The 14526-nt window shown below is 49.6% G+C and carries 8 protein-coding genes, 7 tRNA genes and 3 rRNA genes; all 18 read right to left on the bottom strand.

Translation table 11 applies throughout. The features are described from left to right. Positions 1 to 2 precede the first annotated feature (2 nt). The 18 genes from ACXAGL_RS07875 to ftsH all read right to left on the bottom strand — a co-directional run bounded on the left by ACXAGL_RS07875 (position 3) and on the right by ftsH (position 14436). Positions 3 to 79: transfer RNA gene (locus ACXAGL_RS07875), tRNA-Arg, on the bottom strand. Positions 80 to 90: 11 nt separating this feature from the next. Further along, positions 91 to 179, bottom strand: a tRNA-Leu gene (locus tag ACXAGL_RS07870). A gap of 63 nt (positions 180 to 242) precedes the next feature. Further along, positions 243 to 317, bottom strand: a tRNA-Gly gene (locus ACXAGL_RS07865). A gap of 7 nt (positions 318 to 324) precedes the next feature. Next, a tRNA-Leu gene (locus ACXAGL_RS07860) sits at positions 325 to 406 on the bottom strand. A 10-nt stretch (positions 407 to 416) separates the two neighbouring features. Then, positions 417 to 492 (bottom strand) — tRNA-Lys (locus ACXAGL_RS07855). Between the two features lie 32 nt (positions 493 to 524). Continuing rightward, positions 525 to 600, bottom strand: a tRNA-Thr gene (locus ACXAGL_RS07850). Positions 601 to 614: 14 nt separating this feature from the next. Then, a tRNA-Val gene (locus tag ACXAGL_RS07845) sits at positions 615 to 690 on the bottom strand. A gap of 11 nt (positions 691 to 701) precedes the next feature. Then, positions 702 to 815, bottom strand: a 5S ribosomal RNA gene (gene rrf / locus ACXAGL_RS07840). Positions 816 to 960: 145 nt separating this feature from the next. Beyond that, positions 961 to 3877, bottom strand: a 23S ribosomal RNA gene (locus tag ACXAGL_RS07835). Between the two features lie 170 nt (positions 3878 to 4047). Further along, a 16S ribosomal RNA gene (locus ACXAGL_RS07830) occupies positions 4048 to 5612 on the bottom strand. The 16S, 23S and 5S rRNA genes sit together here with 7 tRNA genes alongside, the layout of an rRNA operon. A gap of 431 nt (positions 5613 to 6043) precedes the next feature. After that, on the bottom strand, positions 6044 to 7534 hold the full coding sequence (gene lysS / locus ACXAGL_RS07825) for a lysine--tRNA ligase (RefSeq protein ID WP_474970465.1): 1491 nt from the start codon (positions 7532 to 7534) through the stop codon (positions 6044 to 6046). Between the two features lie 180 nt (positions 7535 to 7714). Continuing rightward, positions 7715 to 8212, bottom strand: a complete 498-nt coding sequence (gene folK / locus ACXAGL_RS07820; protein ID WP_474990736.1) for a 2-amino-4-hydroxy-6-hydroxymethyldihydropteridine diphosphokinase — start codon at positions 8210 to 8212, stop codon at positions 7715 to 7717. After that, positions 8205 to 8573 (bottom strand): dihydroneopterin aldolase, encoded by a 369-nt coding sequence (gene folB, locus ACXAGL_RS07815; RefSeq protein WP_474970219.1) that lies wholly within the window; start codon positions 8571 to 8573, stop codon positions 8205 to 8207. The genes folK and folB overlap by 8 nt, the downstream gene beginning before the upstream one ends. Then, positions 8566 to 9399: a dihydropteroate synthase gene (gene folP / locus ACXAGL_RS07810; RefSeq protein WP_474970218.1), complete on the bottom strand. Its 834-nt coding sequence runs from the start codon at positions 9397 to 9399 to the stop codon at positions 8566 to 8568. The genes folB and folP overlap by 8 nt, the downstream gene beginning before the upstream one ends. A 121-nt stretch (positions 9400 to 9520) precedes the next feature. Continuing rightward, positions 9521 to 10453, bottom strand: a complete 933-nt coding sequence (gene cysK, locus ACXAGL_RS07805) for a cysteine synthase A (RefSeq protein ID WP_474990734.1) — start codon at positions 10451 to 10453, stop codon at positions 9521 to 9523. Between the two features lie 154 nt (positions 10454 to 10607). After that, positions 10608 to 11489, bottom strand: coding sequence for an Hsp33 family molecular chaperone HslO (hslO, locus tag ACXAGL_RS07800; protein WP_474990732.1), 882 nt, complete (start codon positions 11487 to 11489; stop codon positions 10608 to 10610). 6 nt (positions 11490 to 11495) lie between these two features. Further along, on the bottom strand, positions 11496 to 12287 hold the full coding sequence (locus tag ACXAGL_RS07795) for a type III pantothenate kinase (protein WP_474970216.1): 792 nt from the start codon (positions 12285 to 12287) through the stop codon (positions 11496 to 11498). Positions 12288 to 12405: 118 nt separating this feature from the next. Then, entirely contained in the window at positions 12406 to 14436 is a 2031-nt protein-coding gene (ftsH, locus tag ACXAGL_RS07790; protein ID WP_474990730.1) for an ATP-dependent zinc metalloprotease FtsH, read from the bottom strand. Positions 14437 to 14526 lie beyond the last annotated feature (90 nt).

The following is a 14526-nucleotide window of genomic DNA, read 5'->3' as shown; positions in this document are numbered from 1 at the left end:
AATGGCGCGCCCGAGAGGAGTCGAACCCCTAACCTTCTGATCCGTAGTCAGACGCTCTATCCAATTGAGCTACGGGCGCATATATATATTTGGTGCCGAGGGCCGGACTCGAACCGGCACGGTGGAAACCCACCGCAGGATTTTAAGTCCTGTGCGTCTGCCAATTCCGCCACCCCGGCTCGGCAGTTTCGTATATGTCGTGTTGTTTATTATAATATCATTAAGTAACTTAGCTTAGTAAATGGAGCGGAAGACGGGATTCGAACCCGCGACCCCCACCTTGGCAAGGTGATGTTCTACCACTGAACTACTTCCGCTTAATAATGCGGGTGGAGGGACTTGAACCCCCACGCCGTGAAGCACTAGATCCTAAATCTAGCGTGTCTGCCAATTCCACCACACCCGCATAGAATACATGGTGAGCCATGAAGGATTCGAACCTTCGACCCTCTGATTAAAAGTCAGATGCTCTACCAGCTGAGCTAATGGCTCACGAAATCTTTAAGTTAGCAACAGGCAACTCATGGTGCCGGCCAGAGGACTTGAACCCCCAACCTACTGATTACAAATCAGTTGCTCTGCCAGTTGAGCTAGGCCGGCTAACTAAATGTAAATGGTGGAGGATGCAGGGTTCGAACCTGCGACCCCTTGCTTGTAAGGCAAGTGCTCTCCCAGCTGAGCTAATCCTCCAATATGTATCGACCTGGCGACGTCCTACTCTCACGGGGGTAAACCCGACTACCATCGGCGCTGAAGAGCTTAACTACTGTGTTCGGCATGGGAACAGGTGTGACCTCTTCGCCTTCATCACCAGATCTTTTGTTTACCTTTTTTCAAGGACAAGAACTATTATACCGTGTTCCGCATTGAAAATCAAGGTGTTTTTGAAAGTTTTTTTGAAAACCCTCAAAACTGGATAAGGAAACAACTATTGATTAAAACATCATTCACGAAGTATATATAGATAAGTCATCGATCCATTAGTATCCGTCAGCTCCACGTGTCACCACGCTTCCACCTCGGACCTATCAACCTCATCGTCTCTGAGGGATCTTATCTGCTCGAAGCAGAGGGAAATCTCATCTCAAGGGGGGCTTCATGCTTAGATGCTTTCAGCACTTATCCCGACCACACGTAGCTACCCAGCGATGCTCCTGGCGGAACAACTGGTACACCAGCGGTGTGTCCATCCCGGTCCTCTCGTACTAAGGACAGCTCCTTTCAAATTTCCAACGCCCACGACGGATAGGGACCGAACTGTCTCACGACGTTCTGAACCCAGCTCGCGTACCGCTTTAATGGGCGAACAGCCCAACCCTTGGGACCGACTACAGCCCCAGGATGCGATGAGCCGACATCGAGGTGCCAAACCTCCCCGTCGATGTGGACTCTTGGGGGAGATAAGCCTGTTATCCCCGGGGTAGCTTTTATCCGTTGAGCGACGGCCCTTCCATACGGTACCGCCGGATCACTAAGCCCGACTTTCGTCCCTGCTCGACTTGTAGGTCTCGCAGTCAAGCTCCCTTGTGCCTTTACACTCTGCGAATGATTTCCAACCATTCTGAGGGAACCTTTGGGCGCCTCCGTTACTCTTTAGGAGGCGACCGCCCCAGTCAAACTGCCCACCTGACACTGTCTCCGGACCGGATTACGGTCCTGGGTTAGAATGTCCGTACAGCAAGGGTAGTATCCCACCAGCGCCTCCACCGAAGCTGGCGCTCCGGTTTCCAAGGCTCCTACCTATCCTGTACAAGCTGTACCAACATTCAATATCAGGCTGCAGTAAAGCTCCACGGGGTCTTTCCGTCCTGTCGCGGGTAATGTGCATCTTCACACATAGTATAATTTCACCGGGTCTCTCGTTGAGACAGTGCCCAAGTCGTTGCACCTTTCGTGCGGGTCGGAACTTACCCGACAAGGAATTTCGCTACCTTAGGACCGTTATAGTTACGGCCGCCGTTTACTGGGGCTTCGGTTCAACGCTTCGCATAAGCTAACGCATCCCCTTAACCTTCCAGCACCGGGCAGGTGTCAGCCCCTATACTTCGCCTTACGGCTTCGCAGAGACCTGTGTTTTTGGTAAACAGTCGCTTGGGCCTTTTCACTGCGGCTCCTCGGCAGAGGAGCACCCCTTCTCCCGAAGTTACGGGGTCATTTTGCCGAGTTCCTTAACGAGAGTTCTCCCGCTCACCTTAGGATACTCTCCTCGCCTACCTGTGTCGGTTTGCGGTACGGGCACCTCTTTCCTCATTAGAGGCTTTTCTTGGCAGTGTGAAATCAGGAGCTTCGGTACTATAGTTCCCTCCCCATCACAGCTTGACGTTGCCGGACGGATTTGCCTATTCCGACCGTCTCACTGCTTGGACGTGCACATCCAATGGCACGCTCTCCCTATCCTCCTGCGTCCCCCCGTCATTCAAACGGAAAGGAGGTGGTACAGGAATATCAACCTGTTGTCCATCGCCTACGCCTTTCGGCCTCGGCTTAGGTCCCGACTAACCCTGAGAGGACGAGCCTTCCTCAGGAAACCTTAGGCATTCGGTGAAAGAGATTCTCACTCTTTTTTCGCTACTCATACCGGCATTCTCACTTCTAAGCGCTCCACCAGTCCTTACGGTCTGACTTCGCAGCACTTAGAACGCTCTCCTACCACTGATCATAAGATCAATCCGCAGCTTCGGTGGTGTGTTTAGCCCCGGTACATTTTCGGCGCAGAGTCACTCGACCAGTGAGCTATTACGCACTCTTTGAATGATGGCTGCTTCTAAGCCAACATCCTGGTTGTCTAAGCAACTCCACATCCTTTTCCACTTAACACACACTTTGGGACCTTAGCTGGCGGTCTGGGCTGTTTCCCTCTCGACCATGAACCTTATCACCCACGGTCTGACTCCCAGAACAAAGTCTATGGCATTCGGAGTTTGACTGAATTCGGTAACCCGATAGGGGCCCCTCGTCCAATCAGTGCTCTACCTCCATGACTTTCTATTCTGAGGCTAGCCCTAAAGCTATTTCGGAGAGAACCAGCTATCTCCGTGTTCGATTGGCATTTCACCCCTACCCACACCTCATCCCCGTAATTTTCAACTTACGTGGGTTCGGGCCTCCAGTCAGTGTTACCTGACCTTCACCCTGGACATGGGTAGATCACACGGTTTCGGGTCTACGACCGCATACTCACTCGCCCTGTTCAGACTCGCTTTCGCTGCGGCTCCGCTTCTGCTGCTTAACCTCGCATACGGTCGTAACTCGCCGGTTCATTCTACAAAAGGCACGCCGTCACCCATTAACGGGCTCCGACTACTTGTAGGCACACGGTTTCAGGTTCTATTTCACTCCCCTTCCGGGGTGCTTTTCACCTTTCCCTCACGGTACTGGTTCACTATCGGTTACTAGGGAGTATTTAGCCTTGGGAGATGGTCCTCCCGGATTCCGACGGAATTCCTCGTGTTCCGCCGTACTCAGGATCCACTCCGGAGAGAGGAAGATTTCGACTACAGGGCTGTTACCCTCTTCGGCTGATCTTTCCAGATCGATTCGTCTATCTTCCTCCTTGATAACTCCAAAGGAGTGTCCTACAACCCCAGAAAGCAAGCTTTCTGGTTTGGGCTGATTCCGTTTCGCTCGCCGCTACTTGGGAAATCGCGTTTGCTTTCTCTTCCTCCGGGTACTTAGATGTTTCAGTTCCCCGGGTCTGCCTTCCTATACCTATGTATTCAGTATAGGATACTGTCCCATTACGAACAGTGGGTTTCCCCATTCGGAAATCTCCGGGTCAAAGCCTGCTTACGGCTCGCCGGAGCATATCGGTGTTAGTCCCGTCCTTCATCGGCTCCTAGTACCAAGGCATCCACCGTGCGCCCTTATTCACTTAACTATCTTCGTGAAAAGACGTTTATATAAATCAATTAGATGTCTTGTCATCATGATCTCATCGCTAGATGAGTCATAATTCCTTATCCAGTTTTCAAGGTTCACAAATTTGAAAGATGCTTTGATCTCTCAAAACTGAACAACCAACACAGTACGTTTCCGTAATATCCTTAGAAAGGAGGTGATCCAGCCGCACCTTCCGATACGGCTACCTTGTTACGACTTCACCCCAATCATTGGCCCCACCTTCGGCGGCTGGCTCCAAAAAGGTTACCTCACCGACTTCGGGTGTTGCCAACTCTCGTGGTGTGACGGGCGGTGTGTACAAGGCCCGGGAACGTATTCACCGCGGCATGCTGATCCGCGATTACTAGCGATTCCGGCTTCATGCAGGCGAGTTGCAGCCTGCAATCCGAACTGAGAATGGTTTTATGGGATTTGCTACACCTCGCGGCTTCGCTGCCCTTTGTACCATCCATTGTAGCACGTGTGTAGCCCAGGTCATAAGGGGCATGATGATTTGACGTCATCCCCGCCTTCCTCCGGTTTGTCACCGGCAGTCACCTTAGAGTGCCCAACTGAATGCTGGCAACTAAGATTAGGGGTTGCGCTCGTTGCGGGACTTAACCCAACATCTCACGACACGAGCTGACGACAACCATGCACCACCTGTCACTTGGTCCCCGAAGGGAAATCCCTATCTCTAGGGAGGTCCAAGGATGTCAAGACCTGGTAAGGTTCTTCGCGTTGCTTCGAATTAAACCACATGCTCCACCGCTTGTGCGGGCCCCCGTCAATTCCTTTGAGTTTCAGCCTTGCGGCCGTACTCCCCAGGCGGAGTGCTTAATGCGTTAACTTCAGCACTAAGGGGTGGAAGCCCCCTAACACCTAGCACTCATCGTTTACGGCGTGGACTACCAGGGTATCTAATCCTGTTTGCTACCCACGCTTTCGCACCTCAGCGTCAGAAACAGACCAGAGAGTCGCCTTCGCCACTGGTGTTCCTCCACATATCTACGCATTTCACCGCTACACGTGGAATTCCACTCTCCTCTTCTGTCCTCAAGTTCCCCAGTTTCCAATGACCCTCCACGGTTGAGCCGTGGGCTTTCACATCAGACTTAAGGAACCGCCTGCGCGCGCTTTACGCCCAATAATTCCGGACAACGCTTGCCCCCTACGTATTACCGCGGCTGCTGGCACGTAGTTAGCCGGGGCTTCCTCGTCAGGTACCGTCAAGGTACCGCTCTATTCGCACGGTACTTGTTCTTCCCTGACAACAGAACTTTACGATCCGAAGACCTTCATCGTTCACGCGGCGTTGCTCCGTCAGACTTTCGTCCATTGCGGAAGATTCCCTACTGCTGCCTCCCGTAGGAGTCTGGGCCGTGTCTCAGTCCCAGTGTGGCCGATCACCCTCTCAGGTCGGCTACGCATCGTTGCCTTGGTGAGCCGTTACCTCACCAACTAGCTAATGCGCCGCGGGCCCATCTGTAAGTGATAGCGAGAAGCCATCTTTCAACTTATCTTCATGCGAAGAAAAGTATTACCCGGCATTAGCCCCGGTTTCCCGGGGTTATTCCGATCTTACAGGCAGGTTGCCCACGTGTTACTCACCCGTCCGCCGCTCGTTCCACGAGCTTCACCCCGAAGGGATCCGCTCGCTTCCCGCGCTCGACTTGCATGTATTAGGCACGCCGCCAGCGTTCGTCCTGAGCCAGGATCAAACTCTCCATAAAAGTAGTTTGACTTGCTCATTTGCACACCGAATGTGCTTGTTTCAAATTTCTTCATTAAAGAAGAAATGTTTTGACGTACTGGTTGGTTCGTTCAGTTTTCAAAGATCAAATGTTGTCGGCCGTTTGAAAACAGCGACTTAATCATCTTAACATGTGTTGCTTTTCATGTCAACAACTTTTTTCATTAAGTTGAGAAAGCGTTTCGCTGTCGTTTTTGGCGACAAATACTAATTTATCATGGGAAGCCGTTTGTGTCAACGACTTTTTTCATGATTCGTTTTGATGTTTTTCAACATCGCGCCGCTCTCTTAAAGCGACAAGTAATAATTTATCACGGATATGAATCCAACGCAATAGTTTTTTTAAAATATCTTATCATTTTATTGTAAAAAGAAATCCCCCGCCTTTATAACCGGCGGAGGATAGCTGGATCAGGATTCGCGATGTCGCATTTGCGGGAACAGCAGGACGTCACGGATAGAGGCTGAATTGGTTAACAGCATAACGAGGCGGTCCACGCCGATGCCCAATCCACCGGTCGGCGGCATACCATACTCAAGAGCTTCCAGGAAGTCCTCATCCATCATGTGGGCTTCATCATTACCTTCTTCACGCTCTTTAAGCTGAGCTTCGAACCGTTCGCGCTGATCGATCGGATCATTCAACTCAGAAAACGCATTGGCATGTTCGCGTCCAACGATGAATAATTCAAAGCGGTCCGTGAAGCGTTCATCTTCAGGATTCTTTTTGGCAAGTGGAGAGATCTCTATTGGATGTCCATAAATAAAGGTCGGCTGGACGAGCTTTTCCTCGACACGCTGCTCAAAGAACTCGTTGACAATATGACCGAATGTCATTGTGTCTTTAATTTCAATGCCATGTTCTTCAGCAAGAGCTTTAGCTTCATCATTACTCATGTGCTTCCAAAAATCAACGCCTGTATATTCCTTGATTGCATCCACCATATGCAGGCGGGCCCAGTTTGGTTCCAGGTTAATCTCCTGATCGTCATACATGACCGTTGTCGTACCCAGCACCTCTTTAGCGATATGAGCGACCATGTTTTCCGTCAAGGCCATAATGTCTTTATAATCCGCATACGCTTCATACAATTCAATCATCGTAAATTCAGGGTTGTGACGCGTAGATACGCCTTCGTTACGGAAGACACGTCCGATCTCGTATACCTTCTCCATGCCGCCTACAATGAGACGCTTCAAGTGTAGCTCGATGGCTATACGCATGTACAACTGCATATCAAGAGCGTTGTGATGGGTAATGAACGGACGGGCGGAAGCTCCTCCCGGAATGCCGTGCATTAATGGTGTCTCCACTTCAAGGAAACCTAAACCGTCCAGGTAACGGCGCATGGATTGAATGATTTTACTGCGCAGAACAAACGTGTCCCTGCTGTCAGGGTTCGTAATCAAGTCAAGATAACGCTGTCGATAGCGCTGTTCTACATCTTGGAGTCCGTGGAACTTTTCAGGTAACGGGCGCAGGGATTTCGTAAGCAGCTGGAATTCCTCCGCTTTTACAGAAAGTTCTCCGACGTTTGTTTTGAACATCACTCCGGTTACTCCGACAATATCCCCCAGGTCTGCTGTTTTAAAGAGATTGTCATAAGCTTCTTCGCCGATTTCATCTTTACGGACGTACAACTGGATCTGCCCTGTGACATCCTGGATGTGCGCGAAGCCGGCTTTCCCTTTCCCACGCTTGGTCATGATTCGTCCAGCTACGGTCGCCGGGAACTGCTTTTCTTCCAATTCTTCTTTTGTATAGGTATCGTATTGTTCTTTTAACTGATCCGCATAGTGGGTCCGGTCGAAACGGTCGCCGAACGGATCCAGACCTTGCTCACGGTGAGCATTCATTTTGTCTCTGCGCACCTGCATATATTCATTCAGTTCTTCTGACACTGCTATCACTCCATTCCTCATCTTTTCCTTGTACTGTGCCGCCACAATAACAAAAACTGCCAGCAAAGGACTGGCAGCATCTAACTATGGTTTAGTATAAAAAAGTCTTATGGGTGTGTCAACGCTCACGGGAACCTCAGCTTTCCCGGCTGATGCCCTTGCTGCTTCACGGCTTTCTCTTCACAGGTGCCCCCATAACGTGACGCTCTCCCTTTCTGCATCGGGAAGTTCATGAAGCAGTTCGACCGCCTTCTTCTGCAGATGGGGAAGGTAGGCCTGTGGATCTACATCGGCCAGAGGGACGATAACAAACGCCCGTTCATGCATGTGGGGGTGAGGAATCGTCAAGTCGGCAGCTGCTCTGTTTTCTTCGTTATACAAAAGAATGTCGAGATCAATAGTCCGCGGCCCCCATTTCACCAATCTTTTTCTTCCCAGCCCTTCTTCAATCGCCTGACAGGCCGCCAACAGATCTTCAGGAGGAAGGGATGTCTCCACGATGATCACCATATTCAGGAAATCCCCCTGATCTGTATAACCCACAGGACTCGTTTCATATACCCCCGATCTCCCCTCTACTTGAACGGCTTCATTTTCATCCAGTAAAGCAATGGCATCACGAAGGTACTGTTCCCTTTCAGCGAGGTTGGAGCCGAGTGCGATATAAGCTTTATTCATCAGACCGGCTCCGGTATATCTCAATTGCTACGGATTGATAATGGCCGGGAATGGGCGGGTCCGGTTTGAATACTTTTACAAGGCACCCTTCTAACAGCGGGAAGGAGGAGAACAACTCTCCGGATATCTGCTCAGCTACAGACTCCACAAGCTTATAGGCCTTCCCCTCTACAATCTTTTTGGTTGTTTCATAAATCGCCCCATAATCAATAGACTTTGTCATATCGTCAGATTGGGAGGCCGGTTTTAAGTCCAGCTCCAATTCAAGGTCTACATAAAAACGCTGCCCCAGTTTGTTTTCTTCCGGAAAAAGGCCGTGATAGCCCCAGAATTCCATTTGATTAACGTAGATTTTATCCAATTCCTCCACCCTTTCCAATCATAGCATCCATCATTTTCGTCATACGGACCATGGGACCCACATCGTGCACCCTTACCATTTCCACTCCCTGGGCCACCCCGTAGCACACCGTTGCGCCTGTCCCTTCCATTCGTTCCTCTTTAGGAAGATCCAGCACTGTACCGATAAAAGATTTCCTTGAAGTACCGAGAAGAACCGGGTAACCGAGGTCACGAAGGTCGCTCAGGTGACGCATGACGACTAGGTTATCCTGCTGGCTCTTGGCAAAACCGATACCCGGATCAAGGATGATCTGCTCATCCTTCACTCCCCGCGCCTTCACACGGCTCACCATTTCCGTCAGATCCTTTTTAATATCATCGATTAACGAAGTGTAATTCCGATCGTTCCGGTTGTGGGTCAAAACAAGTGGAACGTCATGCCGGGCAGCGACATCAGCTATAGCTGGATCCTTTACAGCTCCCCAAACATCGTTAATGATGGAGGCGCCATGCTGGACTGCCCGGTCAGCCACTTCCGACTTGTACGTATCAATGGAGATGGGTACATCGACCGCCTGACTCACCGCCTCTATCGCTGGAAGAACTCTTTTCAACTCCTCATCCGCCGGTACAGGGTCATGGCCTGGACGGGTTGATTCACCACCAATGTCAATGATGTGGGCTCCTGCCTCCACCATAGCTTCAGCCTGTTGGACAGCCCTGTCAACATCTGTGTACAGCCCGCCATCCGAAAAGGAATCAGGAGTGACGTTTAAAATGCCCATAACGAGCGTCTGTTCCGTTAAATCATAGGTTTTTACGCGCGTGTGTAAGTATAAGGACATGTATTTCCCTCATTTCTTTATTACTCTTCCCCTATCTTACAACATTTCATAAGTTCTATCATGACAGGAATTCCTGTCCTACGAAAAAACGCACCCCCTGCTAAAAGGAGTGCGTCAGGCTTTATTCTTCATCAAATTGGTAAAGAGGAGTGGATAGATATCTTTCTCCATTACTAGGGATGACCGCTACCACTTTTTTACCTTTTCCAAGCTGCTTAGCCACTTGTTTCGCTACGTGGATCGCTGAACCGGAAGAAATCCCTCCAAGGATTCCGTCTTTACGCGCTGCTTCGCGGGCAGCCGTAAAGGAGTCTTCCTTTGAAACCGTTACGACTTCATCGTAGATTTCTGTGTTCAGGATTCCTGGCACAAAGCCGGCACCGATCCCCTGGATTTTGTGAGGGCCGGGATTTCCGCCGGATAATACCGGGGATTCTTCCGGTTCAATTGCATAGACCTTCATGTCAGGGTACTTTTCCTTCAGCACTTTTCCAGCACCGGTAATTGTTCCCCCTGTGCCAATACCAGCAACAAAAGCATCCAATTGATCACCCATCTGCTCGATGATTTCAGGTCCTGTGGTCTTTTCGTGGATGAGAGGGTTCGCTTCATTGTTAAACTGCTGAGGCATGAAGTAGCCATGCTTTTCATGAAGCTCAGCCGCCTTCTTAATCGCTCCCTTCATACCATCGCTTCCCGGTGTAAGAACCAGTTCCGCCCCGTAGGCACGCAGAAGGTTCCGACGTTCCTGACTCATCGTATCCGGCATGACGAGAATCGCTTTATAGCCTTTGGCTGCAGCAATCATAGCCAGACCAATCCCCGTGTTTCCACTCGTTGGTTCCACAATCGTGTCGCCCTCGTTCAATCGGCCGTCTTTTTCCGCTTCTTCCACCATGGACAGGGCAATACGATCCTTAACGGAACTCCCTGGATTCATGTACTCCAGTTTAAGGTAAATGTCTGCACTGTCTGCGTCAGCACTGCCGTTCAGTTTTACCAGCGGAGTCTGTCCTACAAGTTCACTTACGTTATTAACGATTCTCAACACCATCACTCCTAAAACCAAGTATTTAAATAGGATTTAACTTTAACTTACTGAAATCCACTACAATTGTCAAACAATTCATGCTGAAAGAATAGAAAAAGACGGAACGAAAGTCCCGTCTTTTATTTATATCCTTATCGGCTGCTGTTGATGAAAAAAATCAGCTGGTGCTCTGAGATTTCAGTTCTTCCAGATCATGCGCAGAGAATTGATAATCTTCGTTGCAGAAGTGACACTTCGCTTCCGCACCGTTATCCTCTTCAATCATGCGTTCAATTTCCTCATCACCAAGACTGGAAATGGCCATCTCGACCCGTTCGCGTGAACAATGGCATTGGAAATTCACAGGCTTTGTGTCCAACAACTGGACATTTTCTTCCCCTAGAACGGTATGAAGAATCTGCTCTGGTGTTTTTCCTTCCTGTACAAGCGCGGAAATAGGGCGCATATCAGAGAGACGTTTCTCAATTTCTGTCGTCGTCTTGTCGTCAGCGCCCGGCATCATTTGAATGATAAAGCCCCCGGAAGCAAGGATGCTGTGATCTGTATCCACGAGCACACCCGCCCCTACAGCGGAAGGGACCTGTTCAGAGTTCGCGAAATAATAAGTGAAGTCCTCACTGATTTCTCCGGACACAATCGGTACCTGGCCGGTAAAATGATCCCTCATCCCAAGATCCTTCACAATGCTCAATGTCCCGGACGTACCGACCGCACGTGATACGTCCAGCTTTCCTTGGGCATTGGACTCGAAATCAACATGAGGATTCTTCGCATAGCCGCGAACTTCCCCATTAGCGTTGGCATCCACGACAATGGCACCCACCGGGCCGCCGCCTTCAACCTTCACTGTGATTTTGTCATCTCCTTTAAGCATAGCTCCCATCATAGAGCTGATCGTCAAGGTTCTACCCAGAGCGGCTGATGTTGTCGCCCACGTATCCTGCCTGCGTCTTGCTTCTTCGACGGTGTTGGTGGACTGAACAGCGTACGCTCTCACTTGTCCATCAAAGGCCATCGCCCGCACTAAATAATCTGACATGAATCATCATTCTCCTTTAAATGCTTTTTTCTCTTTGTTGCGCTGATATATCTTATGCAGCCCCTTCAATGTAAGATAGGGATCTACATGATCAATGGTCCTGGACTGGCCGGCAATTAAGTTCGCTAAGCCTCCGGTAGCAATGACCGTCGGCGTACGGTCGGAAGTTTCCTTCATCCTTCGTACGACTTCATCCACTTGTCCGACGTATCCGTAAAACGCTCCGGACTGCATCGCTTCTACAGTACTTTGTCCGATGACATGTTCCGGACTTTTAATTTCAATCTTCGGCAGTTTAGCTGCTTTGGCATAGAGGGCTTCCATGGATATGTTGACTCCAGGCGCAATGGCACCTCCCAGATACTCGCCTTCTGCATTGATGTAGCAGTAGGTTGTGGCTGTTCCGAAATCAATAATGACCAAAGGAAGCGGGTACTCATCAATGGCTCCGACAGCATTCACTACCCTGTCCGCCCCTATTTCGTCAGGGTTCGGATATTTCATGGGCAGACCATGGTCGACATTATTCTCTCCGATAATCATGGGCTGCTTTTTAAAATAATAACGAGACATACGGTCAAGTGCAAACATTATGGGCGGAACTACGGAAGAGATGATGACCCCGTCCATATCTTCAAAGGCCAGACCTTCATGATCAAAAAGGGATTTGATCAGCATTCCGAACTCATCTTCTGTTTTATGTCGATCTGTCTTAATACGCCATTGATACTTTAACGCACCATTTTCAAACACACCTAAGACAGTATTGGTATTTCCCACATCAAGGACAAAATTCATACAAAAAGCCTCCTGTGTCATTTCCTTCGGCTACCATCATACCACAAGAGCCGAACCGTCTGCTGTAATGAAACACGAAAAACCACACCGCCGGAGCTGGTGTGGTTTTTTCGTTGAATTAAGAACGACGATCTTCGGAATCTGATCCGCTCTCTTCTTCTTTATTTGTTGAGGAATCTTCAGTTTCCTGTTCCTCTTCAGAGACTTCTTCATCTTTGGATTGGATGTTTACGCGTACATCTTCGTCACTTCCGGAAGAAGTATTGTTCTTGATTTTAGCGTTGTGTTCTCTAGCAAGGGCTTCAAGCTCTTCATCTGTTGGAAGACGTCCTTTATCAAACAAGGAACGGATTTGAGTAGCATCCAGAGTTTCTACTTCCAGCAATGTTTTGGCAATCAGCTCTAATTTATCTCTGTTTTCTGTCAGAATCGTCTTCGCGCGATCATAACAGTACTGGATAAAGTTCTTCACTTCCTGATCGATTTCGTAAGCGATCTGGTCACTGTAGTTCTGTTCGTTCTGGATGTCACGGCCCAGGAAGACCTGACCTCCGGAATTGGAACCGAACTGAAGCGGTCCAAGTTTTTCACTCATGCCGTACTCGGTAACCATCTTGCGTGCAATACTTGTCGCACGCTGGAAGTCGTTGTGGGCACCGGTACTTACTTCACCGAAGATGATTTCTTCAGCTACACGGCCGCCCAGAAGACCTGTAATTTTGTCGAAAAGTTCAGGTTTTGTCATAAAGTAGCGGTCTTCTTTCGGAAGCATGACCGCATAACCGCCGGCCTGACCTCGTGGGACGATCGTTACTTTATGAACCATGTCCGCATCATCAAGCACCATACCGATAACCGTATGTCCACTTTCGTGGTTGGCCACGATGTCGCGCTCTTTCTTGGAAATGACACGGCTCTTCTTAGCCGGTCCTGCAATAACCCGGTCGATGGCTTCATCAACATCATCCATGTCGACATTTTTCTTGTCTCCACGGGCAGCTACAAGTGCGGATTCGTTCAACAGGTTCTCCAAGTCTGCGCCGGAGAATCCTGGTGTACGAAGAGCAATCGTCTTCAAATCGACATTTTCAGACAGCGGCTTGTTCTTCGCATGAACGGCGAGAACAGCTTCACGGCCTTTAACATCCGGGCGATCGACAGTAATCTGTCTGTCAAAACGGCCGGGACGAAGAAGGGCCGGGTCAAGAATGTCCGGTCTGTTGGTCGCAGCAATGATGATGATTCCTTCATTGACTCCAAAACCGTCCATCTCAACAAGAAGCTGGTTCAATGTCTGCTCACGCTCATCGTGACCGCCGCCAAGGCCTGCGCCACGCTGACGTCCAACAGCATCGATCTCATCGATAAAGATGATACCAGGGGCATTCTTCTTCGCATTTTCAAACAGGTCGCGGACACGGGAAGCCCCGACACCGACAAACATTTCAACGAAGTCCGAACCACTGATGGAGAAGAACGGAACTCCCGCTTCTCCGGCAACGGCACGGGCCAGCAATGTTTTACCTGTACCCGGCGGCCCTACCAGCAGGACACCTTTTGGAATACGTGCACCAACAGCAGAGAATTTGCGCGGGTCTTTAAGGAAGTCAACTACTTCCACAAGCTCCTGCTTCTCTTCATCTGCACCAGCGACGTCTTTAAAACGTACTTTTTTCTTCTCTTCGGTGTACATCTTCGCCTTGCTCTTACCGAAGTTCATGACACGGCTTCCGCCGCCCTGAGCCTGGTTAAGCAGGAAGAAGAAGAGAATGAAGATAATGACAAACGGAATAATGGATGTCAGGAATGTCACCCATGCGCTCGGCTGCTCTTCCTGTTCAACATTTAAAATCGACTGCTCCTGAGCCGTTTCTGTAATGTTGGATAGTGTCTGGTCGTTCGCTGTAATCTGTGCGGTGAAGGCTTCCTCCCCTTCTTCTGCACCCTCCAGCTGACCAGTGATTCGAATCACTCCATTAACAGGCTGAATTGTCATCTCTTCGATGGCACCGCTGTTTAATTTATCGTAAAACTGATTTACATTTAACTCTTGCTGCGGATCACCTTGACCTCGGAATAAACCGACCACGCCGATAACAACGAGGAAGATAAGTAAGTAAAATATGGTATTACGAAAGATCCGGTTCATTGCCTACCTCCTCCCAAACGAGAAAAACTATAGTAAATACTACCATAACAAAATCGGACGACACAACTAATTACCCTTGAAACGAACCGT

Source organism: Halobacillus sp. ABA4_118 (genome assembly GCF_056160205.1).
This window is presented reverse-complemented; position numbering and strand designations above follow the sequence as displayed.

What these genes read in the sequence shown, in the direction of transcription:
- folK (WP_474990736.1), bottom strand. Translation starts at nt 8,212, where the DNA reads ATGAATAAAGCTTATATCGCACTCGGCTCCAACCTCGCTGAAAGGGAA.
- folP (WP_474970218.1), bottom strand. Translation starts at nt 9,399, where the DNA reads ATGTCCTTATACTTACACACGCGCGTAAAAACCTATGATTTAACGGAA.
- cysK (WP_474990734.1), bottom strand. Translation starts at nt 10,453, where the DNA reads ATGGTGTTGAGAATCGTTAATAACGTAAGTGAACTTGTAGGACAGACT.
- hslO (WP_474990732.1), bottom strand. Translation starts at nt 11,489, where the DNA reads ATGTCAGATTATTTAGTGCGGGCGATGGCCTTTGATGGACAAGTGAGA.
- ACXAGL_RS07795 (WP_474970216.1), bottom strand. Translation starts at nt 12,287, where the DNA reads ATGAATTTTGTCCTTGATGTGGGAAATACCAATACTGTCTTAGGTGTG.
- ftsH (WP_474990730.1), bottom strand. Translation starts at nt 14,436, where the DNA reads ATGAACCGGATCTTTCGTAATACCATATTTTACTTACTTATCTTCCTC.